27 protein-coding genes and 2 tRNA genes are annotated in these 26,574 nt (G+C 68.2%); 10 read left to right on the forward strand and 19 right to left on the reverse strand.

Annotation, left to right across the window (positions count from 1 at the left end):
• Positions 1-579, forward strand: a 579-nt coding sequence (locus tag ACXJKJ_RS26930) for a DUF3616 domain-containing protein (protein WP_457393893.1), incomplete at its 5' end; no start/stop codon positions are given.
• Here ACXJKJ_RS26930 and ACXJKJ_RS26935 read toward each other — a convergent pair.
• Positions 569-1,768, reverse strand: coding sequence for an MFS transporter (locus tag ACXJKJ_RS26935; RefSeq protein ID WP_457393896.1), 1,200 nt, complete (start codon positions 1,766-1,768; stop codon positions 569-571). The two genes, ACXJKJ_RS26930 and ACXJKJ_RS26935, sit on opposite strands and share 11 nt — an antisense overlap.
• Before the next feature lie 157 nt (positions 1,769-1,925).
• On the opposite strand from ACXJKJ_RS26935, the gene ACXJKJ_RS26940 reads away from it, so the two are divergent.
• The gene (locus ACXJKJ_RS26940; RefSeq protein WP_457353017.1) at positions 1,926-3,005 is read left to right on the forward strand and encodes an NAD(P)/FAD-dependent oxidoreductase; all 1,080 of its coding nucleotides are present in this window, start codon (positions 1,926-1,928) and stop codon (positions 3,003-3,005) included.
• A gap of 35 nt (positions 3,006-3,040) precedes the next feature.
• Here the strand turns inward: ACXJKJ_RS26940 and ACXJKJ_RS26945 are convergent, their stop codons facing one another.
• The gene (locus ACXJKJ_RS26945; protein WP_457393899.1) at positions 3,041-5,284 is read right to left on the reverse strand and encodes an aminotransferase class V-fold PLP-dependent enzyme; all 2,244 of its coding nucleotides are present in this window, start codon (positions 5,282-5,284) and stop codon (positions 3,041-3,043) included.
• A 132-nt stretch (positions 5,285-5,416) separates the two neighbouring features.
• Here ACXJKJ_RS26945 and ACXJKJ_RS26950 point away from each other — a divergent pair, with 132 nt between their 5' ends.
• Both ACXJKJ_RS26950 and ACXJKJ_RS26955 read left to right on the forward strand, forming a co-directional pair.
• Positions 5,417-5,878 carry an Lrp/AsnC family transcriptional regulator gene (locus ACXJKJ_RS26950; protein ID WP_056202466.1) on the forward strand — a complete coding sequence of 154 codons (462 nt, stop codon included), beginning with the start codon at positions 5,417-5,419 and terminating at the stop codon, positions 5,876-5,878.
• A gap of 102 nt (positions 5,879-5,980) precedes the next feature.
• Positions 5,981-6,415, forward strand: coding sequence for a hypothetical protein (locus ACXJKJ_RS26955; protein ID WP_457353021.1), 435 nt, complete (start codon positions 5,981-5,983; stop codon positions 6,413-6,415).
• Between the two features lie 87 nt (positions 6,416-6,502).
• On the opposite strand, the gene ACXJKJ_RS26960 is transcribed toward ACXJKJ_RS26955, so the two are convergent.
• The 7 genes from ACXJKJ_RS26960 to uvrC all read right to left on the reverse strand — a co-directional run bounded on the left by ACXJKJ_RS26960 (position 6,503) and on the right by uvrC (position 12,558).
• A tRNA-His gene (locus ACXJKJ_RS26960) sits at positions 6,503-6,578 on the reverse strand.
• Positions 6,579-6,606: 28 nt separating this feature from the next.
• A complete protein-coding gene (locus ACXJKJ_RS26965) occupies positions 6,607-8,523 on the reverse strand; it encodes a peptidylprolyl isomerase (protein ID WP_457393902.1) in 1,917 nt (638 codons plus the stop codon).
• Between the two features lie 104 nt (positions 8,524-8,627).
• Positions 8,628-8,703 (reverse strand) — tRNA-Val (locus tag ACXJKJ_RS26970).
• Between the two features lie 25 nt (positions 8,704-8,728).
• Entirely contained in the window at positions 8,729-9,001 is a 273-nt protein-coding gene (locus ACXJKJ_RS26975) for an HU family DNA-binding protein (protein WP_056201680.1), read from the reverse strand.
• A gap of 226 nt (positions 9,002-9,227) precedes the next feature.
• Positions 9,228-9,794 (reverse strand): CDP-diacylglycerol--glycerol-3-phosphate 3-phosphatidyltransferase, encoded by a 567-nt coding sequence (gene pgsA / locus ACXJKJ_RS26980; protein ID WP_056201673.1) that lies wholly within the window; start codon positions 9,792-9,794, stop codon positions 9,228-9,230.
• A 67-nt stretch (positions 9,795-9,861) separates the two neighbouring features.
• Positions 9,862-10,389 carry a hypothetical protein gene (locus ACXJKJ_RS26985; RefSeq protein WP_157281927.1) on the reverse strand — a complete coding sequence of 176 codons (528 nt, stop codon included), beginning with the start codon at positions 10,387-10,389 and terminating at the stop codon, positions 9,862-9,864.
• 168 nt (positions 10,390-10,557) lie between these two features.
• On the reverse strand, positions 10,558-12,558 hold the full coding sequence (gene uvrC / locus ACXJKJ_RS26990) for an excinuclease ABC subunit UvrC (RefSeq protein ID WP_457393905.1): 2,001 nt from the start codon (positions 12,556-12,558) through the stop codon (positions 10,558-10,560).
• A 31-nt stretch (positions 12,559-12,589) separates the two neighbouring features.
• Between uvrC and earP the strand changes: the two genes are divergently transcribed.
• Both earP and efp read left to right on the forward strand, forming a co-directional pair.
• Positions 12,590-13,621, forward strand: a complete 1,032-nt coding sequence (earP, locus tag ACXJKJ_RS26995; RefSeq protein WP_457393908.1) for an elongation factor P maturation arginine rhamnosyltransferase EarP — start codon at positions 12,590-12,592, stop codon at positions 13,619-13,621.
• Positions 13,622-13,717: 96 nt separating this feature from the next.
• Entirely contained in the window at positions 13,718-14,272 is a 555-nt protein-coding gene (gene efp, locus ACXJKJ_RS27000) for an elongation factor P (protein ID WP_457393911.1), read from the forward strand.
• Positions 14,273-14,323: 51 nt separating this feature from the next.
• Here the strand turns inward: efp and ACXJKJ_RS27005 are convergent, their stop codons facing one another.
• The 7 genes from ACXJKJ_RS27005 to mltG form a co-directional block, all read right to left on the reverse strand.
• Complete coding sequence (locus ACXJKJ_RS27005; protein WP_056201663.1) at positions 14,324-14,545, reverse strand: hypothetical protein; 222 nt, start codon at positions 14,543-14,545, stop codon at positions 14,324-14,326.
• 116 nt (positions 14,546-14,661) lie between these two features.
• A complete protein-coding gene (locus ACXJKJ_RS27010) occupies positions 14,662-15,336 on the reverse strand; it encodes an ankyrin repeat domain-containing protein (protein WP_457324684.1) in 675 nt (224 codons plus the stop codon).
• Positions 15,333-16,118, reverse strand: coding sequence for a TatD family hydrolase (locus tag ACXJKJ_RS27015; protein ID WP_056201658.1), 786 nt, complete (start codon positions 16,116-16,118; stop codon positions 15,333-15,335). The genes ACXJKJ_RS27010 and ACXJKJ_RS27015 overlap by 4 nt, the downstream gene beginning before the upstream one ends.
• A 15-nt stretch (positions 16,119-16,133) precedes the next feature.
• A complete protein-coding gene (locus tag ACXJKJ_RS27020) occupies positions 16,134-16,574 on the reverse strand; it encodes a PilZ domain-containing protein (protein ID WP_457393914.1) in 441 nt (146 codons plus the stop codon).
• A gap of 15 nt (positions 16,575-16,589) precedes the next feature.
• A complete protein-coding gene (locus tag ACXJKJ_RS27025; RefSeq protein ID WP_457393917.1) occupies positions 16,590-17,597 on the reverse strand; it encodes a DNA polymerase III subunit delta' in 1,008 nt (335 codons plus the stop codon).
• Positions 17,591-18,205, reverse strand: coding sequence for a dTMP kinase (tmk, locus tag ACXJKJ_RS27030; protein WP_056201653.1), 615 nt, complete (start codon positions 18,203-18,205; stop codon positions 17,591-17,593). Before tmk ends, ACXJKJ_RS27025 begins: the two co-directional genes overlap by 7 nt.
• Positions 18,202-19,197: an endolytic transglycosylase MltG gene (mltG, locus tag ACXJKJ_RS27035; RefSeq protein WP_457393920.1), complete on the reverse strand. Its 996-nt coding sequence runs from the start codon at positions 19,195-19,197 to the stop codon at positions 18,202-18,204. The genes tmk and mltG overlap by 4 nt, the downstream gene beginning before the upstream one ends.
• Positions 19,198-19,244: 47 nt before the next feature.
• On the opposite strand from mltG, the gene ygfZ reads away from it, so the two are divergent.
• Together ygfZ and ACXJKJ_RS27045 are read left to right on the forward strand one after the other, a co-directional pair.
• The gene (gene ygfZ / locus ACXJKJ_RS27040) at positions 19,245-20,123 is read left to right on the forward strand and encodes a CAF17-like 4Fe-4S cluster assembly/insertion protein YgfZ (protein WP_457393923.1); all 879 of its coding nucleotides are present in this window, start codon (positions 19,245-19,247) and stop codon (positions 20,121-20,123) included.
• Between the two features lie 2 nt (positions 20,124-20,125).
• On the forward strand, positions 20,126-20,374 hold the full coding sequence (locus tag ACXJKJ_RS27045; protein WP_457393924.1) for a DUF4936 family protein: 249 nt from the start codon (positions 20,126-20,128) through the stop codon (positions 20,372-20,374).
• Here the strand turns inward: ACXJKJ_RS27045 and ACXJKJ_RS27050 are convergent.
• From ACXJKJ_RS27050 to ACXJKJ_RS27060, 3 genes are read right to left on the reverse strand one after another with little or no spacing between them, the layout of a single operon-like run.
• A complete protein-coding gene (locus ACXJKJ_RS27050; protein WP_056201640.1) occupies positions 20,371-21,228 on the reverse strand; it encodes a YbgC/FadM family acyl-CoA thioesterase in 858 nt (285 codons plus the stop codon). The two genes, ACXJKJ_RS27045 and ACXJKJ_RS27050, sit on opposite strands and share 4 nt — an antisense overlap.
• Positions 21,225-22,145 carry an alpha/beta hydrolase gene (locus ACXJKJ_RS27055; protein ID WP_457393929.1) on the reverse strand — a complete coding sequence of 307 codons (921 nt, stop codon included), beginning with the start codon at positions 22,143-22,145 and terminating at the stop codon, positions 21,225-21,227. The genes ACXJKJ_RS27050 and ACXJKJ_RS27055 overlap by 4 nt, the downstream gene beginning before the upstream one ends.
• Complete coding sequence (locus ACXJKJ_RS27060) at positions 22,142-23,854, reverse strand: S10 family peptidase (RefSeq protein ID WP_457393932.1); 1,713 nt, start codon at positions 23,852-23,854, stop codon at positions 22,142-22,144. The genes ACXJKJ_RS27055 and ACXJKJ_RS27060 overlap by 4 nt, the downstream gene beginning before the upstream one ends.
• Positions 23,855-23,894: 40 nt before the next feature.
• Here ACXJKJ_RS27060 and ACXJKJ_RS27065 point away from each other — a divergent pair, with 40 nt between their 5' ends.
• Positions 23,895-25,034: an iron-containing alcohol dehydrogenase gene (locus ACXJKJ_RS27065; protein WP_457393935.1), complete on the forward strand. Its 1,140-nt coding sequence runs from the start codon at positions 23,895-23,897 to the stop codon at positions 25,032-25,034.
• A gap of 128 nt (positions 25,035-25,162) precedes the next feature.
• The coding region (locus ACXJKJ_RS27070; protein WP_457393938.1) for a methyl-accepting chemotaxis protein at positions 25,163-26,574 on the forward strand (1,412 nt) is incomplete at its 3' end.

The following is a 26,574-nucleotide window of genomic DNA, read 5'->3' on the forward strand; positions in this document are numbered from 1 at the left end:
ACGGTGGAGCCGGTGGGCCAGCCCTACACGGGCCTGCTGGCCGACCTGCTGGCGGCGCCGGCCCTGGCGCCGCTGAAACTCTCCGACGCTGYTGGCCGCGCGGCCGAGGCGGAAGGCGGCTTCAACATCGAAGGCCTGGCCGCGGCGCCCGATGGCAGCCTGCTGATCGGACTGCGCAACCCCATCCCGCAGGGGCGTGCCCTCGTCATTCCGCTGCTGAACCCGGCCGAGCTGGTCGCGGCCAAGGGCCCAGCGCGCTTTGGCAGCGCCATCCGCCTGGACCTGGGTGGGCGCGGCGTGCGCTCCATCGAGCGCGTGGGCAGCGGCTATCTGATCGCCGCTGGCCCGCCGGCCGACGTGGGCAGCTTCGCGCTGTTCCGCTGGAGCGGCAAGGCCACCGATGTGCCGGCGCCCCTCAAGGCCGAACTCGGCACGCTGCGCCCGGAGGCGCTGTTCGCCTGGCCCGATGGACAGGTGACGCTGCTCAGCGACGACGGCGGCGTCATGGTGGGCAAGAAGGCCTGCAAGGACGCGGACAAGAGCAAGCGTGCCTTCCGCGCCCTGGACCTCAAGCCTTGACCGGCTGCACGACGGGATAGCGCCATACCAGCACCGCGCTGACCAGCAGCTGGATCAGCACGCCAGCGAACACCGGCACAGCGCTGTCCGCATGCCCGAGGAAGGGCGCCACCAGCTGCGTACCGACGGCGCCGGCGGCAAGCAGCGCCAGCACCAGCAAGGCCGTCGCGCGGCCCATCTGCGCAGGCGGCACGGCCAGGGCATCGACGAAGGTGGCCGGCCCACGAATGGCCAGGGCGCCGCAGAAGCACATCCAGTAGGCCGCCACCGCCGCATAAGGCAGCTGCTGCCCGCTCCAAGCGGCCAGCAGCGCCAGCGTGCAGACCACCAGCTGCACCACGCTGCCCAGCCTCACGACGCGCGCATGGCCCAGGCGCGCGGCCAGCCGGCCCGACTGCGAGGCGCCCAGCATGAAGGAGCCGACACCCAGCACCTGCAGCAGCGCGAATGCTGCCGTGCCCAGCCCCAGGGTGTGCTGCAGCAGCTGGGGCGCGCTGGCCAAGAAGGTCAGCAAGGCGCCGATGCACAGCGCATGCGAACCGGCCAGCCGCAGATAGCTGCGGTTGCGCAGGATGCCGAGATAGCCGGCGTCGTGCTCGAGGTTGAGCCCAGGCAGCTTGCGCGGCGCGATCTTCACCACCCACGGCAGCAACAGCAGCGCCAGGGCCGCCAGCACCCAGAAGGTGCCGCGCCAGTCCGTCACGCGCAGCATCAGCGCGCCCAGCACCGGCCCGGCCGCGGGCACGATGGCCTCGACCATGGAGATGGCGGCGATGCCGCGCACCACATCGGCATCGGCCAGCGTGGCACGTACGACGGTCGGCGCCACCACCGTCGCCGCCGCGGCTGACACACCCTGCAGCAGGCGCAGCACCAGCAGCGTCTCGATGTTGGGCGCTAAAGCACAGCCCAGGCTGGTCAGCACCAGCAACAGCAGGCCCACCTCGACGCAGCGCCGCGGGCCGAGGCGGTTCAGCAGCTCGCCCCACAGCAGTTGGGCGCCTGCCAGGCCGGCCAGGTAGACGGCCACGGTGGCCTGGGCCAAGGGCACGCTGATGCCCATGCCAGCCTGCAGAGCGGGCACGGCGGGCAGGTAGAGGTCCATCGCGGCCATGCTGACGCCGGTGACGAAGGCCAGCGGCAGGATGGTGCGTATCGATGCGGAAGGGGATGCGGGAGGGGAATGCATGCGGGAGCCTCTTCTTCACAGAGGGCGCCCTTGTCCTGTCGTCCTCACCAAGCGTGGCGAAGGCATCATGACCCTCGTCGCAGCACCCCTCGGCAGAGACGGCGTCACGGCACTCGCCGCGAAGCGCTGCGCATTTTAGGCAAGGCAAACTCCGTTCATGGACCAGGTGGATATTGCCGTCATCGGTGCCGGCGTTGTCGGCCTCGCGATCGCGCGCGAGCTGGCGCTGCGCGGGCGTGAGGTCGTCGTCATCGAGGCCGTCGGCGCCATCGGCACGGGCATCTCCTCGCGCAACAGCGAGGTCATCCACGCCGGCCTCTACTACCCAACCGGCAGCCTGAAGGCGCGGCTGTGCGTGCGCGGCAAGATGCTGCTCTACGACTACTGCGCGGCGCGCGGCATTGCGCACAGTCGCTGCGGCAAGCTGGTGGTGGCAACACGCGCCGAGGACCTGCCGCGGCTGGAGCAGATCGCCGAGGCTGGCGTGGCCAATGGCGTTGACGACCTGCGCCTGCTGAGTCGGACCGAAACGCTGGCGCTGGAGCCGGCCTTGAACGCCGCGGGTGCGCTGCTGTCGCCGTCCAGCGGCATCGTCGACAGCCATGGCCTGATGACAGCCCTGCTGGCTGACGCCGAGAACGCCGGCGCGACGCTGGCCCTGGCCAGTGCGGTGACCGGTGGCGCGCGGGAGGGTGATGGCTGGCGGCTGCTGGTGGAGGATTTCGAGCTGGGCGCGCGCTGCGTCATCAATGCAGCTGGGCTGTTTGCTGCGCAGGTCGCTGAATCCCTGGGCACGCCTGTGCCACCACTGCGCTTTGCCCGCGGCCACTACTTCTCACTCGCCGGACGGGCGCCGTTCTCGCACCTGATCTACCCGCTGCCGGTAGACGGCGGCCTGGGTGTGCATCTGACGCTGGATCTGGGCGGCCAGGCGCGCTTCGGGCCTGATGTGCAGTGGTTGACCGAGCGCGCGCCGGCCAGGCTGGACTACGCCGTCGACCCTGCCCTGGCACCGGCCTTCGAGGCCGAGGTGCGCGGCTACTGGCCGGGCCTGCCCGCGGGCGCGCTGCAGCCGGCCTACAGCGGCATCCGGCCAAAGCTGAGCGGCCCGGGCGAGGCGGCGGCGGACTTCCGCATCGACACCGCGACGCCGGGCTTGGTGCAGCTGTTCGGCATCGAGTCGCCCGGGCTGACGGCCTCGCTGGCCCTGGCCGAAGAGGTCGCCGCCCGGCTTTGAACCCAGGACGCTGAAACTGGTTTCAGGTCCGACGCTCAGATGGCGAGCGCGGCGTCGGCACCGGCCAGCGCCCGCGGCCACAGCGCCAGGCCACCGCCCAGGCTCCAGGCCTGCTCATGCCCAAGCCGCCGTAGAGCCTGCGCGGCTTGCGCGCTGCGGTTGCCGCTGCGGCAGAAGAAGACGATGGGTGTCTCGGCCGGCAGGGTCAGCCAGCGGGCCAGCGCATTGGGCAGGCCCGACAGCGGCACGGCCTCGCGGCGCACGCCCGCGCCGAGCTCGGGCGCCTGGCCCAGGCGCTGCTCGTAGGGCTCGCGCACATCGACGAGCAGAAGCTGCGGGTGCTCGCGCAGCAGGTCATTCAGTTCGTCCAGGCTCATCTCGCTTGAAGCAAGCGGGCAGGCGCTGTCGACGCGCGCGCCGCAGGCCACGGTCTGGTATTCGGTCAGGGCCAGGCCCTGCTCGAGCTGGGCCTTGGCGGCCGCGAAACCAGCGCCATCGATGCGGCCACTGAGCACGTCGCCCAGCAGCGGCTGGGCCACGCATTCCACGGCCAGCGTGCTGGCGAAGCGGTCGTCGTAGTCGTGACCGGGCAGCAGCAGGGCGTGGGGGCCGACGGCCTTTTCCAGGCGGCCCAGCGAGCTGCCGTAGGCCAGCGGCGCGCTCTGTTCGAAGTCGCTGCGGCCCAGGGCGCCGGGCATGACGGTGTCGCCGACGAAGGCCAGGCGCAATCCGCCCGCGTCGTACAGCAGATAGGCCGTCGAGTCCTGGGTGTGGCCGGGAATCGGCATGCGGCTCAGCCGGGAGGTGCCCAGCGCGATGGCGTCGGCGCCGATTGGCCAGCCCAGGCCGTCGACATCACCGCGCGACTGGCCGGCGGCAGCGAGCAGCTCGGACGCGGACGAGGCGTGGTCGCCATGGCTGTGGGTGTCGAGCACGGCGGCGAGTTCATAACCCTGGCAGGTCAGCCACTGAGCCAGGCGTTCGGTCAGCTCGGGCAACGGGTCGACGACAACGGCACGGCGGCTGGCGGCATCGGCCAGCAGATAGCAGCAGGCGCCATCGACAACGAAGCGCGTCAGGCCATCGGCCGGCAGGGCCTGGCCGGGAGCGCTCGGGTCCAGGCAGCTCTCGCGCAGGGACTCGCCACAGATGCGGATGCGAGCGCAGGCCTCGTCAATGAAGGCGGTATCGGCCACCGGGCCGAAGGACAGGCGCACTGCTGCGGCTGCTTGCCAGGCCGGCAGGCCCATGGCCTCCAGCACATAGCTCGGCTGGGCCTTGGCCGCGCTGCAGGCCGAGCCGCCGCTGACGCGCAGTTCTGCAGCATCGAAGAGGTCCAGCAGCAGCTTGGAGCTGACACCCGGCACGGCGAAGTTCAGCGTCGTCGGCAGGCAGACCTCGGGCGGTGCATTGAACACGAGGCCGGGGAAGGCCTGCTGCAGCGCGCCAGCCAGGCGGTCGCGGAAGGCGACGAGGGTGGCGTGATCGCGAAAGGTCTTGCCGTCCTCCAGCGCCGCCAGCACGGCGCCCAGGGCGGCAATGCCGGACATGTTCTCGGTGCCCGAGCGCAGCGCGCCCTCCTGGCCGCCGCCGGCCAGCAGCGGCGTGAACGGTGCGCCTTCGCGCACATAGAGCAGGCCGATACCCTTGGGGGCGTAGAGCTTGTGGCCCGAGAACGGCGCGTAGTCGATGCGGCGCTCGGCCAGGCGCAGCGGCAGCTTGCCCAGGGCCTGCACGCCGTCCACCATCCACAGCGCCGCGCTGCCGAAAAGCGCCTGCTCGATGCCATCCAGATCGCTGATGACGCCGGTCTCGTTGTTGGCCGCCATCGTGCAGACGAGGCCGGCGCGCGGTGCGTGCTCGCGCAGCCAGGCGAGGTCATGGCGGCCGTCGCGGCCGACGGGAATGGCCAGCACCTGCAGGTTCAGGCCGAGCAGCGCATTCCAGTGCTTGATCGCCTCGGGCACCGCCTTGTGTTCGGTGGCGCCGTAGAGCAGCAGCTTGGGCCGGGTTGGCACGTCCCTCAAGGCGCTCAGCGCCGACAGCACGGCCGTCTGGATGCCCTCAGTCGCTCCGCTGAGGAAAAGCAGCTTGCCCGAACTCGCCCCGAGCACGCGACGAGCACGGGCCCGAACGCCGTCCATCAGCGCCCTCGCCTTCAGCCCGGTGCTGTGGACGCTGCTGGGGTTGCCGAAGTCATCGGCCATCGCGGCCATGGCGGCTTCGCGGGCTTGCGGCAGGACGGGCGTGGTGGCATTGGCGTCGAGATAGATTTCCATGGTGCTGGCCGCTGCGGCGGTGGGATGCGCTGGCGGTATTGTTGCCAGCTTCGGGCACAAACGGTTTGCGCAAGCCGGCTTTCAATCGCCCGGACCGGGCATGCAATGCTTTATATGATCGATTCCATGAAACTGGATTCCATAGACATCCGCATCCTCGACATCCTTCAACAGAACGCCGAGCTTCAGACGGCCGAGGTGGCGCAGCAGGTCGGCCTGTCAACGACGCCTTGCTGGCGGCGCATCCAGCGCCTGAAGGAATCGGGCGTCATCACACGCCAGGTGGCGCTGCTGGACGCGCAGAAAGTGAATGTCGGCGTCACCGTCTTCGTCTCGGTGCGCACCAGCACCCACAGCCAGGACTGGTTCGAGACCTTCAAGGCCACGGTGCAGGCCATCCCCGAGGTCGTCGAGTTCTATCGCATGAGCGGCGACGTGGACTATCTGCTGCGGGTGGTGGTGCCCGACATTGCCGCCTATGACAGGGTCTACAAGCGCCTCATCGCCGGCACTCAGCTGCGCGACGTCAGCTCCAGCTTCGCCATGGAGGAACTCAAGCTGACGACGGCATTGCCCTTGGGCTATGCCGGTTGACGCGTCATTTGCTACGGCGTGTTGCAAATTGCGGGCAGCCGCAGTACACCGTACAGGCATTGCGGCGTTAAGTTCACCGCATTCGACCTGAGCGAGCCTGTCATGAAGACCCTTGTCCGCGCCTCCGTTGTTCTGGCCCTGCTGGCCGCCCAAGGCCTGGCGAGCGCCGGCCCCCGCTACTACCACCATCACCATCATTACCGAGGCCCCGGCCTCGGTGGCTTGGTCCTCGGCCTGGCAGTGGCGGTGCCGCTGATCGCGATGGCGAATCAGGCTGAGCGCGAGGTGGTCTATGTGCCGCCGCCCCCGCCACCGCAGCCGGTGTATGTGCAGCCTGTGCAACCGGTTTACACCCAGCCGTCGCGTGCCGTGCCGATCATCTATCCGCGCAACGGCCAGAGCGGCGTCCAACTGGAAGCCGACAGCCGCGAATGCAACCGCTGGGCGACGACTCAGCAGGCCGCGATGTCGGATGCCGGCGTGTTCCAGCGCGCCGTCGAAGCCTGCATGGACGGGCGCGGCTACACGATGCGCTGAGGCGTGACCCGGCCGTGCGGCGCGCACGGCGGCTGCCCAAAAACAAAAAGGACCTGGAGGCTTTCGCTTCCAGGTCCTTGCTTTATTTGGGGTGGCTGATGGGACTCGAACCCACGACGACAGGAATCACAATCCTGGACTCTACCAACTGAGCTACAGCCACCGCAGAGCCAAAAAGTATAACCGATAAATCAGGGTGCGCTGGCCGCCGAGGCCGGTGCCTCGACCTTGATGGCGGCCTTGTATCGCGACTTCAAAGCGGCCAGATAGGCCTGGCCTTCGGCCCGCGCCCAGGCGCCGGCGTATTGCTGGGCGGCGCGCTTGTCGTCGATGACAGCCGCGTCGCGCGGCTGCAGCTGGTTGATGCGCACGACGACGTAGCCGCCGTCGTCGGCCGCCACACCGACGGCGGCCGGCAGCTTGGTGGCATCGGCTCCGAGCACGGCTTCGAGCTGGGTGCGCGTCAGGTTCTGCGGCTTGGCACGCGAAACGGAGACGGCAGCTTCCAGGCCGGCGGTGTCAGCCGGGTTGGCCTTCATCACGGCCAGGCGGGCTTCGCCGGCCTTCCTGGCCTGCTCGGCGGCGAGCTTGTGCACGAGCTGCTCGCGCACCTTGTTCTTCACGTCGGCCAGCGGCGGCACGCGGGCCGGGTTGTGCTGGGTGACGTGAGCCGACACGAGCTGGCTGGGACCGGTTTCGACGGCTTCAGTGTTGCGCTTGTTGCGCAGTGCATCGTTGCCGAAGACGGCTTCCAGCAGCTTGGGCGAGGCGAGCGGGCCCGCTGCGCCAGGCTGCGGCAGGCGCTGCACGGTGGCGGTCTGGACCTGCAGCTTGAGCTTGTCGGCTGCGGGCTGCAGGCTGTCGGACTGCTCGTAGACGAGATTGCCGAACTGCTCGGCAGCCTCGGAGTAGCGGCGCTGGGCGAGTTGCTTGCGGACTTCGTTCTCGACTTCGGTGCGCACGGCCTCGAAGGGCTTCTTGTCGCCGCCACGGGTACCGGTCAGCTGAATGATGTGATAACCGAAATCGGTCTCGACAAGGTTGCTGATCTCGCCCTGCTTCATCGCGTAGACGGCGGCGTCGAACTCCTTGACCATGGCGCCGCGGCTGAAGAAGTCGAGGTCGCCACCGTTGGCGCCGGAGCCTTCGTCCTGGGAATTCTTCTTGGCCAGCGCGGCGAACTCGCCGGGGTTCTTGCGCACTTGTGCCAGGATCTCCTCAGCCTTGGCCTTGGCCTTGGCGCGCTCTTCGGCTGGCGCATTGCGCTCCACCTTGATGAGGATGTGGCTGGCGCGGCGCTCCTCGGGCACGCCATAGCGTGCAGCGTTTTCCTTGTAGTAGTTCTGCAGGTCGTCTTCGCTGAACTTGACGTCCTTCTTCAGCGCGTCCAGGTCGAGCACGACGTACTGGATCTGGGCCGATTCAGGCAGCTGGAACTTGGCGGCATTCGCCGGTTCCTTGTAGAAGGCCTCGACGTCGGCATCGCTCGGGTTGAGCTTGGCGGCGAAGTCCTTGACGTCAAAACGCTGCAGTTGCACCTCACGTTGCTGCAGCAGGGCGTCGAAGGCCAGCTTGGGGCTGGCGGCGCCGACGGCAGCCGAGGACTCGATGGGGGCCGTGACCTGACGGACGGCGTAGTCCTGGCGCAGGCGCTCCATGAAGATGGACTGCGTCATGCCCTGGGCGGCGAGCAACTCTGTCTTGACCGTCCGGCCGTCGGAGTTACGCAGGAAGGCGAATTGCGGGTCATTCCAGAAACGCGCCTTGACGGACTCAGCGCTGGGCGTGAAGTGCTGGTGCTCCGCGGCGGCCTTGAGCGTGCGCTCGTTGACCAGGTTCTCGAGGGCCTGGCGTTTCACTTCCGGCGTATCCAGCAGCTTGGCATCGACGCCCGGGCTCTGGCGGCGGATGCGGTCGGCCTGCTCACGTTGGGCGACGTCCCATTCGGCCTGGGTGATCTTGCGCCCATCGACGCTTGCCACGCCGGTGTTGGCACCACCCATCATGCTGGTGTAGCCCTGCATGCCGACGAGGGCGAAGGACGGCAGGATCAGCAACAGCAGGAMGAACTGGAACAGGCGGTTGTGCGTGCGGACGAATTCAAACATCTCGGGGAGCCTTGAGGATCAAACGCGACGAAGGCGAACCGAGGTTCGCCTTCGAGGGAGCCGCATTCTAAATGCGAGACGGCGGACGCCGCCCTGGGGTCGGGTGGTGGGYGCTGACGGGCTCGAACCGCCGACMWWCKCCGTGTAAGGGAGGTGCTCTACCAACTGAGCTAAGCGCCCGGGGAAACCGGGATTGGCCGAAGGTTCAGTTCACGGCGTCCTTGAGCGCCTTGCCGGGTTTGAACTTGGGCACCTTGGCCGATTTGATCTTGATGGTATCGCCGGTGCGTGGGTTGCGGCCGGCGCGCGCAGCACGCTTGGTGATGCTGAAGGTGCCGAAGCCTACCAGCGAGACGGTGCCGTTCTTCTTCAGCGTCGTCTTGACGCCGCCGATCACGGCTTCGAGCGCACGGCCTGCAGCAGCCTTGGAGATGTCGGCCTGCTTGGCGATGTGCTCGATCAATTCGGACTTGTTCACTCGTGCCCCCTCATGACGATTCAGCGGACTGTTGAGCCCTGCACCGTGACCGGCCGCAAGACTGCGATGCAGATGTCGATCCCGCGCACTGCGCAGCCTGTGACAGGCCGACTACAAGCGGCCAAGGCGCGCGCGGGGAAGCGGATTCTAGACGCGCGTCCGGCGGTGGGCGGGGCGGGAAAAGTCCCGATACAACTCGGCGTCCGGCGTGAACCAGGACGGCGCCCTAGCGGGCCTTGGCACGGATTTCCGGCAAGGCCTTCTGCAGGTAATAGACCATGGACCAGATGGTCAGCACGACGGCTGCGTAGATCAGCCAGGTACCCCAGAGCCGCGTCGGAATGAGGCCGAAAAGCTGGCCGTCATAGAGCAGGAAGGGGATGGCCACCATCTGCACCGTCGTCTTCAGCTTGCCGACCATGTGCACGGCAACGCTGCGTGAAGCGCCGATCTGGGCCATCCATTCGCGCAGGGCCGAGATCGCGATCTCGCGGCCGACGATGACCAGGGCGACGAAGGCGTTGACCCGGCCGAGCTCCAGCAGGATCAGCAGCGCCGAGCAGACCAGGAATTTGTCGGCCACCGGATCGAGGAAAGCGCCGAAGGAGGATGTCTGGTTGAGCTTGCGTGCCAGATAGCCGTCCAGCCAGTCGGTCAACGCGACCACGACGAACAGGACCGTCGCGAACAGATTCTTGTGCGCCGGCTGCATTTCCAGATAGAACACGCCGACGATCAGCGGGATCGCCACGATGCGGGCCCAGGTCAACAGAGTCGGCAGCGTCAGGAACATGCCAGCATTGTGCCCATGTCGACGCCCGCCCCCGGGGCACCGCCGGCGCAACTGTGGCGGCCAGCCCTCAGTTCAGGCTGAGCGGCTTGAAGCGCCGGTCCTCTTCGAAAAGGAAGGTCTCGGTGAACTTCCAGGGCTCAGGCATGCGGCGCACGTCGCCAAAGGGCGCAGCGCGATGGATGGCGTCGATGGCCAGCTGCAGGGTTTCCGGTGCAAACCTGGGCTTGCGGACGACGTTGACGCGACGCACGCTGCCGTCGGCCTTGACCTCGATCTCCAGCACCACGACGCTCAGTACATGCGAGGGCGCCTTGGTCATGAAGCTGCCTTCCGGGTTGGCCATGACGAGGCGCTCCGCGGCCTGGCGACGCAACTCGTCGTGGGTGCGCACCGGCTTGGGCGGCGGCAAGCCGGCGGGCTTGGGGGCCGCCACAACGGTTGGCGACGGCTGCGGCGCGGGCTCTAGAACCACGGCGCGTGGCACGCCGTCAGTGGGCACCACAGGCGCCGGGGCACGTGGCGTTGCCGCGCAGCCGGCCAGCAGCGGACCGATCAGCCAGCGTGCGGCGCGTTTCAAGGGGGCGATGGTGGGCACGGCGTTCTCCTCATGGCTCGCATTGTTCTGCTTCGTCCCCTGCTCGAGGTGCGACGAATTTCTCACCGCGACTGCGGCGCCGGTAGCGCAATGCAACGCAGCGTAAGCGTTCTACACCTCAGTGCAGCGCGCGGTAGATTTCTTCGGCCAACTCGCGCGTTCTGCACTTCAGTGCAGCGCGCGGTAGATCTCCTCGGCAAGTTCGCGCGACACGCCCTTCACACTGCATAGCTCGTCCACGCTCGCGCCCGCCACGCCGCGCACGCCGCCAAAGCGCTGCAGCAACTGAGCACGCTTCTTCGGGCCGACCCCCGGCACGTCCTCCAACCGTGAGCCGCCGGTGCGGGTCGCGGCGCGCTTGGCGCGCATGCCCGTGATGGCAAAGCGGTGCGCCTCGTCGCGGATCTGCGCGATCAGCATCAGCGCCGCCGAGTCGCGGCCGAGGTAGATCTTCGCGCGCCCGTCGGCAAAAACAAGTTCCTCCAGCCCGACCTTGCGGCCCTCGCCTTTTTCGACGCCGGCAATGAGGCCGAGGTCCAGCCCCAGCTCCTCGAAAACCTCGCGCGCCATCGACACCTGGCCGCGGCCACCGTCGACGAGCACGAGATCGGGCAGGCGGCCGGTGCCAAGCTGGGCGGCTTCGGCCATCTTGCTGTAGCGGCGCGTAAGCACCTGGCGCATGGCCGCGTAGTCGTCGCCGCCCGTGATGCCCTCGATGTTGTAGCGACGGTACTGGCTGCTCTGCATCTGGTGGTTCTCGAACACGACGCAGCTCGCCATCGTCGCCTCGCCTGCCGTGTGGCTGATGTCGAAGCATTCGACACGGAACTTGTCGATCTCGGCAACCGACAGATCCAGCGCGTCGACCAGGGCCCGCGTGCGCGCATGCTGGGAGCCCTCCTCGGCCAGCAGCCGTGCCAGTGCCAGCTCGGCGCCCTTGACGCACATCTCCAGCCAGATGCGCCGTTGCCCGCGCGGCTGGGCCTGCACAGTCACGCGGCTGCCAGTCTGGATGCCGAGGGCTTCGGCCAGCCCTACATCCACCATCTCGCTGACGACGATCAACCCGGGAGCCGGCGAGGCCAGGTAGTGCTGGGCCATGAAGGCCTCGAGCACTTGCCGCTCAGGCGACAGCATTTCTTCATCGTTGAGCTGAACGGCAGTCGCGTCATCGACATGCTTGGGGAAGAAGGCGCGGTCACCCAGATGCCGTCCACCGCGCACCATGGCGAGATTCACGCAAGCCTTACCGCCCTGCACCTTGACGGCCAGCACGTCGACATCACGGTCGCGGCCCGTGGCGCTGCTTTCCTCGATGACCTGCTGCTGCAGCACCTTGGACAGCGCCTGGATCTGGTTGCGCACCTCGGCCGCCAGCTCGTACTCGAAGCGCTCGGCATAGGCGCCCATCTGCTCCTGCAGCGCTGCCATCACCTCGTTGGTCTCGCCGCGCAGGAAGCGCTCGGCGCTGTCCACATCACGCGCGTACTCGGGCGTCTGCCCGGCCGGCACGCAAGGGCCCGAGCAGCGCTTGATCTGGTGCAGCAGGCAAGGCCGGCTGCGGTTGTTGAAGACGCTGTCCTCGCAAGTGCGCAGCTTGAAGACCTTCTGCATCAGCTGGATGGACTCCTTCACCGCCCAGGCGCTCGGGAAGGGGCCAAAGTATTTGTGCCGCTTGTCCACCGCACCGCGGTAGTAGGCCATGCGCGGCCAGGCGTGCGAGGTGATCTTCAGATAGGGGTAGCTCTTGTCATCCCGGAACACGATGTTGAAGCGCGGGTTCAACGTCTTGATCAGGTTGTTCTCGAGCAGCAGCGCCTCGGCCTCGGTGCGCACCACCGTGGTTTCCAGGCGCGCAACGCGGGCCACCATCAGGCCGATGCGGGTGCCGCCATGGTTCTTCTGGAAATAGCTGCTGACGCGGCGCTTCAGGTCTTTCGCCTTGCCGACGTAGAGCACCTCGCCCTTGGCATCGAAATAGCGGTAGACGCCCGGCAGGGCCGGCAGCGCATTGACTTCGGTCAGCAGCCTTTCGCGGCCCTCGCGCGCGGCGGCCTCCACCTCGGCGGTGCGCTGCTTTTCGGCGGTTGCGATGGCGGCCCGCTCGGCCACCTGCTCAGACTGCTGCGGATTACCGGCATCGGTGTTGGAAGGGGTCGTACTCGACATGGCTGGAATTGTGGCCTGGGAGAATCGGGCCATGAGAGCGCCGATGCTTTGGGACATCTTCTGCCGCGTCATCGACAACCATGGCGATCTGGGCGTCTGCTGGCGGCTGGCACGCGACCTCGCGGCGCGCGGCGATGAGGCCAGGCTGTGGATCGACGAGCCGTCGGCCCTGGCCTGGATGGCCCCGGACCGTCCCGCCGCCATCGACGTGCGCGCCTGGCCCGAGGGCGACGTGCTCGCGCAGCCCGGCGACATCGTCATCGAGGCCTTTGGCTGCGAACTGCCGCCGGCCTTCGTGGCCCGCATGGCCACGGGCCAGCGGCCAGCGCGGTGGATCAATCTCGAATACCTCAGCGCCGAGGACTATGTCGAGCGCAGCCATGGCCTCGCCTCACCGCAGTTCAGCGGCCCGGGCGCGGGGCTGACCAAGCACTTCTTCTATCCCGGCTTCACGCCACGCACCGGCGGCCTGCTTCGCGAACCGGGTTTGCTGAAGCGGATCGCCGGCTTCGATGGCGCGGCCTGGCTGGCTGAACGGGGCTGGTCGCCGCTGCCTGGCGAGCGCGTCGTCAGCCTGTTCGCCTATGCCAATGCGGCCCTGCCAGCCCTGCTCGACGCGCTGGGCAGCGAGCCCACGCTGCTGCTCGCCTGCCCCGGCCCGCTGCAGGCACAGGTTCACGAACGCCCAGGCTTGCGCACCATCGCCCTGCCCTATCTGGCCCAGGACGACTACGACCGGTTGCTTTGGGCCTGCGATCTGAATTTCGTGCGCGGCGAGGACTCGTTCGTACGCGCGCAATGGRCCGGCAAGCCTTTCGTCTGGCATATCTATCCCCAGCACGACGACGCCCACCACGCCAAGCTCGAAGCCTTCATGGCGTGTGCCGAACTGCCTGCATCCTGGCGCGCGGTCTGGCGTGGCTGGAACGGCCTGATCCCCTTGCCCGCCTCGCTCACCGGCCTGGACGAGGCCGCCGAGCAAGCGCCGAGGTGGCGTGCGCAATTGGCGGCGCAGCCCGACCTGCTGACGCAGCTGCAGGGCTTCTTAGGGGTTTCCAGCTAGAATGACGGGCTTTGCCGCGCCAACCCGAGACGGGTTCTCCTGGAGTCTGGTGCGCCGTCCAGCCGGAATCTCCGGCGCCTCACACCGCAATTCACCATGAAACTCGCTCAAGAAATCCGCGCCGGCAACGTGATCATGCAGGGCAAGGACCCGATGGTCGTCCTGAAGACCGAATACAGCCGTGGTGGCCGTGGTGCTGCCACCGTGCGCATCAAGATGAAGAACCTGCTGAACGGCGCGGGTGCCGAGCTGGTCTTCAAGGCCGACGACAAGATGGAGCAGATCATCCTCGACAAGAAGGAGTGCACCTACACCTACTTCGCCGACCCGATGTATGTCTTCATGGACACCGAGTACAACCAGTACGAAGTCGAGTCCGAGAACATGGGTGACGCTCTGTCCTACCTCGAAGACAGCATGGCCGCGGAAGTGACCTTCTACGACGGCAAAGCCATCTCCATCGAACTGCCCACCAGCGTCGTGCGCGAGATCGAGACCGAGCCGGCCGYCAAGGGCGACACCTCGGGCAAGGTCATGAAGCCCGCCCGCCTGAAGGGCACCGGCTTCGAGATCTCCGTGCCGGCGTTCGTCGAGAACGGCGACAAGATCGAAATCGACACCCGCACCCACGAGTACCGCAAGCGCGTCTAAGCAGACGCCTCCGGCCTCCAGCAAAACGCCCGCATCAGCGGGCGTTTTTCTTTATTCGGCGTCGTCAGACAGATCGGGGACTTCCAGCTCGGCGTCGATCTCGCTGTCGAAATCGGCCGAAGCCTTGACCGGGATCCATGGGCGGTCCAGCGGGCGGTAGATGCGGCTCTGCAGGCGCGCCAGGCGGTCGGAACGCTCGATGGCGTTCATCACCTCGGCGGGGGAGATCAGCATCGCGAAGGGGTCAGCCAGATTCGGGGTGTTGGACAGCATGGTGGGCCTCGTGTTTGACGATGACTCCACTTTAGGCAGCCGCGCCTTGGCGCAACAGTCGGCCCAGCGCGCTAGCCGCTGTAAGACTTTTCCCTACACGGCCCCCGGGGCGAGAATTAATTGGCGCTCTTGGCAGGTTCTGCAGCTTTGGCCGCGCGCTGGCGTTCCTGAATGATCAGGCGCAGCTCCTTGGCCATCACATCGCGGCCGCCGCGCTGGGCGAAATCGGCCGCCGTCAGTTCCTGCTCGTTGGCCGCGCGCGGCTCGGCGCCCGCCTTGATGAGCAGAGGCACCAGATCGCTGTTGCCGTAGCGCGCCGCCATCATCAGCGGCGTCGTACCGTTCTCGGAGCGCGCATTGAGCTCGGCGCCGTGAGCAATGAGGAAGGCCGCCACGCCGTTGTCCGGCCCGCTGCAGGCGTAGTGCAGCGGCGTCCAGCCCGCGCGGTTGACGGCGGCGCCACGCTTGACCAGGGCCTGCACGGCCGGCAGCGAGCCGCGGATGGCAGCCACCATCAACGGCGTCTCGCCCTGGGCATTGGCTTCGTCCACCTGCGTCTGCGGCGAAGCCAGCAGACTGTCCAGCGCGCGCAGCGACTCTTCACGCACGGCGATGAAGATGGCCTTGCGGCCGCGCGAGTCAGCCTGGTTGGCGTCCACGCCCTTGAGCAGCAGAGCCAGCACGGCGCGGCCGTCGTTCATTTCGGCGGCAATGGCGAGTTCGTCAGCGGGCGCGGCACGCAGGGCCGTCGTGGCCAGCAGCGCCAGCGCGGCGATCCATGCCTTCTTCATGCCGCTTCGGGCAGGCCGAACAGCCGCCGCGTATTTGCCGTCGTGCGGGCGGCCAGCTCCTCCACCGGCAGGCCCACCGCATCGGCCACCGCCTTGGCCACATGGGGCACATAGGCCGGCGAATTGGTCTTGCCGCGGAAGGGCACCGGCGCGAGATARGGGCTGTCGGTTTCGATCAGCACGCGATCCAGCGGCAGCAGCCTCAGCAGGTCACGCAGGTCCTGGGCGTTCTTGAAGCTGACGATGCCCGAGAAGGAGATGTAGTAGCCGCGTTCGACGGCGGCCAGGGCAACTTCCGCCGTCTCGGTGAAGCAGTGGAAAACGCCGCCGGCCTGCTCACCGCCCTCTTCGTCCAGCACGCGCAGCGTGTCGGCCGCGCTGGAGCGAGTGTGGATGACCAGTGGCTTCGCCGCTGCCTTCGCGGCCCGGATGTGGGTGCGAAAGCGCTCGCGCTGCCACTCCATGTCGTCGATGCTGCGGCCGTTGAGGCGGTAGTAGTCCAGCCCGGTCTCGCCGATGGCGACGACACGCGGCAGCGCGGCCAGGCGCACCAGTTCCGCCACGTCGGGTTCGCGCATGTCCTCGGTGTCGGGGTGTACGCCCACGGTGGCCCACAGCTGGGCATGCTCAAGAGCCAGCGCATGCACGGCCTCGAACTCCTCCATCTGCGTGCAGATGCAGATGGCCTGCTCGACCTGCGCGGCCTGCATGTCGGCCAGGATGGCGGGAAGGTTCTGCTTCAGCTCCGGGAAGCTGAGATGGCAATGCGAGTCAACGAACATCGACGGGAACAGGAATCAAAGGGTCTGGGTCGGCTTGCTCGACGAGATCGCAGCGCCCAGGATTTCCTCGATCCTGACGCGGATCAACCGGGTCTTCTCGTCACCAGGGAAGCGCACACCCACGCCCTGGGTGCGGCCACCCGACGCGTTGGCTGGCGTCAGCCAGGCCACCTTGCCGGCCACCGGATAGCGCTGGTTGTCCTCGGGCAGGGCCAGCAGCAGGTAGACGTCTTCGCCGAGCTTGTAGTCTCGCGTCGTCGGCACGAACAGGCCGCCTTCCGTGAAGGCCGGGATGTAGGCGGCGTAGAGCGCCGACTTCTCGCGGAAGACCAATTGGATGACGCTGGGCCGCGCGCCGGACGATGCGCCCTGACCGCTCACCGTGGGCAAGGGCAGGCTACCGCTCACCTTGCTGGGCTGGAATTGCGGAGACTTGGAGGAGGGGGCGTCGCTCATGAAGGGCGAGTGTAGTCAGCGCGCGGCGGCCGAGATGGCCGTCTGGGCTTGCGCCACCAAGGCCTCGATCCACAACCCGGCGTTCAGCGGATGGTCGGCGTGGCGGGCGGCGCGGCGCAGTTCGGCGTCCCAGCTCAGCAACGGTGCGGCGCGCTTGGGCGCAGGCAGGGCCGCCGGCGCGAAGAACTGGCCGCGCTGCCCGTGGCTGCGGCGCACCAGGTCGTGGCACAGGCGCTGCAGCGCATCGATGACGCGAGGTGGCGCCCAGTCCGACAAGGCCGCCACCTCGCCGCGGGCCACCCGCTTGGGCAGGGCCTGCCACGCCGCATCGGTCAAGCCGCCTTCGGACCAGGCCAGCGCCTGCTGCGGCCGGCCGCCTGTGGCATCCAGCAGCCCTTCGGCACCGTCGACACCCTTGGACACCAGCCAGGCCAGCGCGGCCGCGCGTTCGGGCAGCGGCAAGGGTACCGGCTGGCAGCGGCTGCGGATGGTGGGCAGCAGCGCGGCGCTGTCATGGCTGGCCAGCGCAAAGCGCAACAGGCCGGAGGGCTCCTCCAGCGTCTTCAACAACGCATTGGCCGCAATGCCGTTCAGCGCCTCGGCCGGGAAGATGACGACCACCTTGGCCTTGCCGCGCGCCGATGTCGCCTGGGCAAAGGCGAGCAGGTTGCGCACCGCTTCGACCTTGATTTCCTTGCTGGGTTTGGCCTTGCCGGCCTTGGGCGCGTCGGGTTCCTCGAAAGGCAGGCCGAGAGACTCACGGGCTGATGCGTCCAGGGCTTCCGGCATCAACAGCTGGAAATCCGGGTGGGTGCCGCTGGCGAACAGCTTGCAGCTTGAGCAATGGCCGCAGGCGAGTTGGGCTTGGCCACGGTCTTCGCACAGCCAGCTCTGGGCCAGCTTGACGGCCAGTTCGAGCTGGCCGACGCCGGCCGGCCCTTGCACCAGCAGCGCATGCGAACGCGCCCGTGCCAGCGCATCGGCCAGCGGCGCCTGCAGCCAGGGGAGATCGGCGTTCAGCATGGGTAGCGTTCTGCAAGGACGGCCAGCACGTGGGCACCTACCTGCTCGACCGTGCCACTGGCGTCGACACGCACGATGCGCCCCGGCGCCTTGGCCGCACGCGCCGCATAGCCGGCCCGCACGCGCTCGAAGAACTCCAGGTCCTGCTGCTCGATGCGGTCGGCCTCACGGGCGCTGGCACGACGGGCGGCGGCCTGTTCGGCGGGCAGGTCGAACCACAGCGTCAATTCGGGCTCGGTGCCTTCCTGCACCCAATCGGCCAGCGGCTCCAGCACCGACAGCGGCAGGCCGCGGCCGCCGCCCTGATAGGCAAAGCTGGCGTCGGTGAAGCGGTCGCAGAGCAGCGTCTTGCCGGCGGCCAGTGCCGGCTTGATGACGGCCTCGACATGGTCGCGCCGGCCGGCAAACATCAGCAGCAGCTCGGTCAGCGAGCCCATGGATTCCTTGAGCACGATGTCACGCAGCGTCTCGGCCAGCGGCGTGCCGCCAGGCTCACGGCTCAACTGCACATCGGCGCCACGGGCGCGGAACCAGTCGGCCACCGCCTGGATGTGGGTGGACTTGCCGGCACCGTCGATGCCTTCGAAAGAAATGAATCGACCGGTCACTTGCCGCCGCGTTGGTATTTGTTGACCGCGCGATTGTGCGCGGCGAGGTCGTCGCTGAATTCGCTGCTGCCATCCCCCCGGGCAACGAAGTAGACCGCCTTGATGGCCGCCGGGTTCAGCGCCGCCTGCAGCGAGGCCGCGCCGGGCATGGCGATCGGCGTCGGCGGCAAGCCACCACGGGTGTAGCTGTTGTAGGGCGTGTCGGCCAGCAGGTCACGCTTGCGCAAGTTGCCGTCGAAGCTTTCGCCCAGGCCGTAGATGACGGTGGGGTCGGTCTGCAGCGGCATGCCCACGCGCAGCCGGTTCATAAAGACGGCGGCGACCTTGGAGCGGTCTGAAGACACGCCGGTTTCCTTTTCGACGACGGAGGCCAGGATCAGCGCCTCGTCGGCCGACTTCAGAGGCAGGTCGCGCGCCCGCTTGCTCCAGGCTGCCGCCAACCGGCCCCGCATCGCCGCGTGGGCGCGCTTGAGCACCGTCAGGTCGCTGACACCGCGGCTGTAGGCATAGGTGTCGGGGAAGAAGCGGCCCTCGGGTGCCACGCCGGGCTCACCCAGCGCCGTCATGATCTCGGCATCGCTCATCTGCGCCGTCTTGGGCTTGAGTGAAGGTGCGGCGGCGAGTGCCGCCCTCACCTGGCGCCAGTTCCAGCCTTCGATGAGGCGCAGTTGCTCCATGACCTGGTCGCCGCGCACCATCTTGTCGAGCAGCTCCCGTGGCGTGATGCCGGCGTGGACCTCATAGCTGCCGGCACGGATCTGCTTGGCCTGGCCGGACCACTTGAACCATTGGTAGAGGAAGCGGGTATCGGTCTGCACGCCGGCARCGACCCACGCGCGGGCAACCTCCACCGGGTTGGTGCCGGGCTCGATGGACAGCTCCACCGAAGGCGCCGACAGCGCCAGCGGGCTGCGCAGCCACTGCCAGACGGCGCCTGCAGCCAGCACTGCGATCAACAACAAGACGAGCAGCGCTCGCAACAACCACTTCATGCCCTGTGAAAAGCCCGGTCAAAAGGGGGCCGATGATAATTCCCGTCATGTCCCAAGCCTCCCAACTCCGTCTCTCTGACTGGGGCGTGATCCGCGCCCAGGGCGCTGACGCCGCCAGCTTCCTGCACAGCCAGTTGACCCAGGACTTCGCCCTGCTCGACCGCGAGCACGCACGCCTGGCCGGCTTCTGCACGGCCAAGGGCCGGCTGCTGGCGACGATGGTGGGCTGGCGCGGCGGTGATGAAGAGATTCTGCTGGCCCTGCCGGCCGAGACGCTGGCCGCCACGCTGAAGCGGCTGTCCATGTTCGTCATGCGCGCCAAGTGCAAGCTCAGCGACGCGAGCGCCGAGTTCGCGGTCTACGGATTGCTGGGCGAGCCGGCCGCCGAGGCCTGGACGCTGGCGCGCGATGGCGAAGCCGTACAGATCGCCCTGCCCGGCACGGGTCGCGCGCTGCGCGTGCAGCCCGCCAACGCACCCGCACCGACCGACGCAGCGATGACGGCCGACGACTGGGCCTGGGCCGAAGCCGAGGCCGGTGTGGCCTGGGTGCGTGGCGCCACCGTCGAGGCCTTTGTGYCGCAGATGATCAATTTCGAGGTGCTGGGCGGCGTGAATTTCAAGAAGGGCTGCTACCCCGGCCAGGAGATCGTCGCGCGCAGCCAGTACCGCGGCACGCTGAAGCGCCGGCTGCAGGTTTTCGAGACTGACGCCACCGCCACCGTGGGCCAGGAGATCTTCAACAGCGCTGATCCGGAGCAACCCGCTGGCGTCGTTGCGGGCAGCGGGTCCAAGGGCGGCCGGACCGCCATTGCCGCCGAGATCAAGCTCGCGGCATTGGAAGGCGGCAGCCTGCACCTGGGCAGCGCTACCGGCGCCACGCTGCAGCCGCGTGCCCTGCCCTACGAGATCCCGCCCCAAGACTGACCGTGCAGCTCTACGTCTACTACCGCGTCGCCGCCGACAACGTCGAGGCGGCACTCACCGCCTTCCGCAAGGCTCGCGTCGAAGCGCCCATCGAGCTGCTGCAACGCCCCGAGCCAGACGCCGATGGGCGGTGGACCTGGATGGAGATCTATCCGGAAGGCTGGACGCATCGCGAGCCGCAGGTGGCAGCGGCGATGGCCGAGTGGCTGGCCAGCGAACGCAAGGTCGAGCGCTTTGAGATGCTCGGCTAGAGGCCGCGCACCATCTCCACATGTCCGATGCCAGCCTCCTCAAACGGCTGGCCCCGCCGCTGGAAGCCAGCGCGCAAATAGAAATTCTCGGCAGACAGCTGCGCATGCAGCAGCACCTCGCGGTAGCCCTGTTTTCTGGCCTCGGCCATCAACGCGTCGAGCACCTGGCGGCCGATCTGGGTGCCGCGCATGGCGCGCAGCACGGCCATGCGGCCGATCTTGGCCACGCCGGGCACATGCTCCAGCATGCGGCCGGTGGCCAGCGGAATGCCGAAGCGGTTGCGCGCCAGCGCATGCAGGCAGCTCGCGTCGGCGGCGTCCCATTCCATGTCGGCCGGGATGCCCTGCTCCTCGATGAAGACCTCGCGACGGATGGCGCCGGCGGCTTCGCCATGCTCGCTCCATGCGCCGACGCTGACGTCGACGACGCTCTGGCCGGCCTCGAAGCCATGGATGACGTCGCGCAGCGCCTCGGGCAGGCGCTGCGGCGTCTGCGCGACCGGGTCGGCGAAGACGTAGATCATGTCGGCCTGCACCAGCAACTGGTCGCCACGGAAGAAGGCGCCGTCGACCTTCATCGAGCTGTTGCCGAACTCGCGGCAGCGCACGCCGATGTCCAGGCGGTCGTCATAGCGGGCCGAGGCGAGGTAGTCCAGCGCCGCGCGGCGCACGAAGAGGTCGCCACCCAGCATCTTCATCGTGTCGGCATAGGGCAGCGCCAGGGCTCGCCAATAGCCGCTGATGGCCGTGTCCATATAGGTCAGGTAGTGGCCGTTGAAGACGATGCCCTGGGCGTCGATCTCGGCCCAGCGCACGCGCAGCGGTTCGAAAAAGCGGAAGTCCTGGCGTTTCATGGCTTGAGATGTTCCTTGATGGCCGCGGCGCAGAAGTCCAGCGCCGCAACGGCCTCGGGCAGGCTGCGGCCCATCTTGATGAAGTCGTGCGTCACGCCGCGTGCGAGTTCCAGCTGCACCGGCACGCCGGCCGCGCGCAGCACGTCGGCATAGGCCAGGCCTTCGTCCACCAGAGGGTCGGCCTCGGCCAGCAGCACGGCGGCGGGCGCGAGATCGGCATGGTCTTCGGCCTCCAGCGGCGCAAAACGCCAGTCGCTGCGCTGGTCGGCGTCGATGTAGTGGCTGAAGAACCATTCGATGGTCGTCGCATCGAGCAGATAACCCTCGGCAAAACGGCGGTGCGAGTCATGGCTCAGCCGGGCCGCGGTACCGGGCGTGATCAGAAGCTGAAGCGCCAGCGGCAGGCCCTGCTCACGGGCGAAGAAGGCCGTGCTGGCCGCCAGCGTGCCGCCGGCGCTGTCGCCGCCGACGCCCAGGCGGCCGCCGTCCAGGCCCAGCGCCGACGCCTGCTCATGCAGCCAGGCCAGGCCAGCCCAGGCATCGTCGACAGCGGCCGGAAAACGGTGCTCGGGTGCGAGGCGGTAATMCAGCGCCAGCACGGCTGCGCCACTGCGGTTGCTGAGCTGGCGGCACAGGCTGTCATGCGTCTCCAGGTCGCCAATCGTGAAGCCGCCGCCGTGCAGATACAGCAGCACGGGCAGCTTGTCGGCGCTGGGCGCGTACAGACGTGCCGGCCGGCCGGCCACCTCCAGATCTTCGACGCGGGCCAGGGCCGCACGCGGCAGGTCCAGGATCTCTGCGCCCATGCGGTAGGCCAAACGGGCCTCACGCGGCGTCAGCGCGTGAAACGGTGGCCGCTTGGCGCGCTGGATGCGCGTCAGCAGTTCGGCCATGCGTGGGGTCAGTGGCGTCGTCATCGGGCCCGCATTGTCGGCGGCACCCAGGGGTCGCGCAGCGGGGCTTGGAAGGCGTTCTCGCTCGTTGGCGCCACGCTGCCCGGCTGCTGCGGCGTACCGGCGCGATCCACCATCACGAAGGGTCGAGCCTGCAACGCTCGCCGTTCGGGTCCGAGGTCGGCAGCGGCACGCAGGGCCAGCGTGTTCGCGTAGAAGGCCTTGAGGTCGGCGAGCTGAGCGACACGGGTCGCGTCGTCGAGATAGCTCATGTGGCCGCCGGCATAGTTGCGGACTTTCACGCGGCTGGCATCGACGCGCGCCAGGTCGGTCTCGGTCAGGTGAAAGGGCGTGGCCAGGTCGTGATAGCCGCTGACGGCGAGCACGCGCAGGCGGGCGTTCTGGGCCAGGGCCACCGAGAGGTCGGGCAAGGTGTCCGGCAAGGGCCGGCCGGCGTGGCTGAAGTTCCAGAAGTTGATGGCATTGCTCAGCACGACATAGGTGGAGCTGTTGCGGTAGCCGAGCTGGTCGCGCAGATGGGTGGCGATGCCCGTGGCGAAGCTGCTGCCGATCCAGGTGCTGGACACATCGCCCTCCGAGGCGAGCTGGCTGCCGATGGCCGCCTTCATGCGGCCGTCGTAGCGGCCGAGCTGCTGGCCGGAGATCAGCCAGATGCGGAAGTTGTCGGCCGACACGTTCAGGCTGGTCTGCCATTGCGCCGCGGGTAAACCGGTCAGGTTGGCCAGAGGCTGCCAGATCGTCGGTGTCGGTACATTGGCCAGCCAGGCTTGCAGCGCCGGCGCGTAAACCTGGTCGGCATAGGTACGCGCCTGCGCCGCCCAGGCATTGAGATCGGTCGGCACGGGCTGCGTCAGCTGGTGGAAGGCGCCAACGGCGGCGAAGCTCGGCAGATAGCCGCCGCAGCCCTGCCCGTTCGTGATGCCGCAATTGCTGTTGTAGTCCATCGCCGGGGACTGCAGCACAAGCCCGTCAAGCATGACGCCGGCCTCCTGCAACTGGCGCGCAAGCACGGCCGTACGCGGGCCGCCGTAGCTTTCGCCGTAGAGGTATTTGGGCGAGGCGGCGCGGTTGTTGGCAGCCAGGTAGCGCTGGATGGCGTCGCGGAACAGCGCGGCGTCGGCGTCCACGCCCCAGAAGTTGCGGTTGGTGAAGGGCGCGATGGCCTGGGAGTAGCCGCTGCCCACTGCGTTGATGAAGACGAGATCGGTCTGGCCCAGCAGGTGCTCGGCGTTGTCGATCATCGGGAAAGGCCGCGCCGCCGTCGTGTCGGGTGCGTTGGCCACGAGGCGCTTGGGACCGAAGCTGCCCAACTGCAGCCAGACCGAGGCCGAGCCCGGGCCGCCGTTGTAGAAGAAGGTGACGGGGCGGGTCGCCACATCGGCACCAGGCAGGGTGTAGGCGACGTAGAAGACCGAGGCCTCGGCAGCGCCAGTGGCGTCGCGCGCGATCAGGTGGCCGGCGGTGGCGGTGTAGCTCAGCGTCTGGCCGTTGGCCGTGAGCGTCTGGGTGCTGACGGCGGCGGCCTCGACGGCGCCCGACAGCGAAGCATCGGCCGCCGAGGAATAGACCGTCGTGTCGGTCAGCCCCGGCTGGTTGTCGACCGGCGGCGTCGGCGTGGGGGCCGAGCCCCCTCCTCCGCCCCCGCAGGCCGCGAGCAGGACCAGGAGCAGCAGGGGCAGTGAAGTCGCGCGCATGACGGCGAGTCTAGACACGCCGGACTAGGATGCGCAAAGACATTGCAGGGAGTGCGCCGTGGCCCAGATCCTCTACCTGACCCGCATCGAGCTCGAGTTCGGCGCCAGCCGCCTGCTGCCGGCCGAGTGCGAGCGCATCGGCATCCGCCGCCCGCTCGTCGTCACCGACGCCGGCGTGCGCGCAGCCGGCGTGCTGGACGAGGCGCTGGCGGCCTTCGACGCCAAGCCCCCCGTGTTCGACCGCACTCCCGCCAACCCGACCGAGGCCGCCGTGCGGCTGGCGGTGCAGATGGCCCGGGAGTTCGACTGCGACGGCCTGATCGCCATCGGCGGCGGCTCCAGCATGGACCTGGCCAAGGGCGTGGCCATCGCCGCCACGCACGAGGGCCCGCTGACGCACTACGCGACCATCGAAGGCGGCGCCGGGCGCATCAGCCCCAAGGTGCTGCCGCTGATCGCCGTGCCGACGACGGCGGGCACTGGCAGCGAGGTGGCGCGCGGCGCCATCCTCATCGTCGACGACGGCCGCAAGCTGGGCTTCCACAACTGGGAGCTGCTGCCCAAGGCGGCCATCTGCGACCCGGCGCTGACCCTGAAACTGCCGCCTGCGCTGACAGCCGCGACCGGCATGGATGCCATCGCCCACTGCATCGAGACCTTCCTCGCACCGGCCTTCAACCCGCCGGCCGACGGCATCGCGCTGGAAGGCCTGCGCCGGGGTTGGCAATCCATTGAACGGGCCACGCGCGACGGCCAGGACCGGGATGCGCGCATGGACATGATGTGCGCCAGCGTGCATGGCGCGATGGCTTTCCAGAAGGGCCTGGGCGCGGTGCACTCGCTGAGCCATGCACTGGGCGGCCTGAACCCGCGCCTGCACCACGGCACGCTGAACGCGGTCTTCCTGCCGGCCGTGATCCGCTTCAATGCCGAGGCCGACAGCGTGCGGCGCGAGCGGCGCATCGAACGGCTGGCGCAGGCCATGGGGCTGGCCGGCAGCGACGCCGATGCGGTGGCCGGCGCGATCAGCGCATTGAATGCCCGCCTGGGCTTGCCCAGCGGGCTCGCGGCCATGGAGGTCGGCCCCGAGCTGGACGACCGCATCATCGAACGCGCCCTGGTCGATCACTGCCACAAGACCAACCCGCGCATTGCGAGCGCCGAGGAATACCGGGCGCTGCTGGCAGCATCGCGTTGATCATCGTTTTCATCGCGACAGCGTGACCGAAGTCCCAGTTTGCGGCCGACACGGCTTGTAACGCCGCACTAGCATGCTTCGTTGCCCGCGCGCAGGCGCGGCGTCGAGACGAAAAGACAGGAGACATCATGAACAAGCTATCCATCGGCAAGCGCCTGGCCGCCGGCTTCGCCCTGGTGCTGGCATTGGCCGCCTGCGTGATTGCGCTGGCGTCCTGGCGGCTGGCCTCGACGGCCGCGGCGACGCGTCAGATGATGGACGAGCCGCTGACCAAGGAGAGGCTGATTGCGGACTGGAACCGCAACATCAACTCGGGCGTGCGCCGCACCATGGCCATCGCCAAGAGCTCCGACGCTTCGCTGGTCGAGCTGTTCAAGGAGGATCAGGCGCAGTCCACCAAGTCGTCCAGCGAGATGCAGGACAAGCTGAAAGCGCTGATCCGCTCGCCCGAGGAGCAGACGCTGTTCGATGAAGTCGGCAAGGCACGCAAGATCTACATCGACTCGCGCGACACGATCGTCAAGCTCAAGAAGGACGGCCAGGCCGAGGCGGCCGACAAGCTGCTGACCGATGTCTTCGTGCCCGGCTCCAAGGTCTATCTGGCCAAGATGCAGGACTTCCTGGACTACCAGCGCAAGGCCATCGACCAGACCGCGGCCGGCATCGACGCCGCCAACAGCAACGGCCGCCTGCTGCTGCTGGGTTTCGGCCTCGCCATGCTGGGCCTGGGCGTGGCCGCGGCCTGGACCATCACGCGCAGCATCACGCTGCCGCTGGCGGCAGCCAACGAATTGGCCGAGCGCGTGGCGGACGGCAATCTGATGCGCTCGGGCGCGGGGCAGATTGCGCGCTCCGACGAAATCGGCAAGCTGCAGACGACGCTGCGCCGCATGCGCGAAACGCTGGCGCAGACGATTGGCAGCATCCGCGATTCGGCCGAATCCATCGGCACCGCGTCGGCCGAGATCGCCAGTGGCAACCAGGACCTGAGTGCCCGCACCGAAAAGGCGGCCTCCAGCCTGGAACAGACGGCCAGTGCGATGGAGGAGCTGACCGGCACGGTGCAGCAGTCGGCGGCGTCAGCCGGCCAGGCGAACACGCTGGCGGTCTCGGCCGCCAACGTGGCTCAGCGGGGCGGCGAGGTGGTCGGCCAGGTCGTGCACACCATGGACGAGATCAATGCCAGCTCGCGCAAGATCGCCGACATCATCAGCGTCATTGATGGCATCGCCTTCCAGACCAACATCCTGGCGCTGAACGCCGCCGTCGAGGCGGCGCGAGCCGGTGAACAGGGGCGCGGCTTTGCGGTTGTCGCCAGCGAAGTGCGCTCGCTGGCCGGCCGCTCGGCGGATGCGGCCAAGGAGATCAAGAGCCTGATCGGCAGCAGTGTCGAGCGCGTGGAAGCGGGCTCGCGGCTGGTGGCCGAGGCGGGCAAGACGATGGGCGAACTCGTTGGCGCCGTGCAACGCGTCAAGGACATCATGGGCGAGATCACGACCGCCACGGCCGAGCAGTCTGACGGCATCGCCCAGGTCAATAT

Source organism: Roseateles sp. P5_E1 (assembly GCF_054049335.1).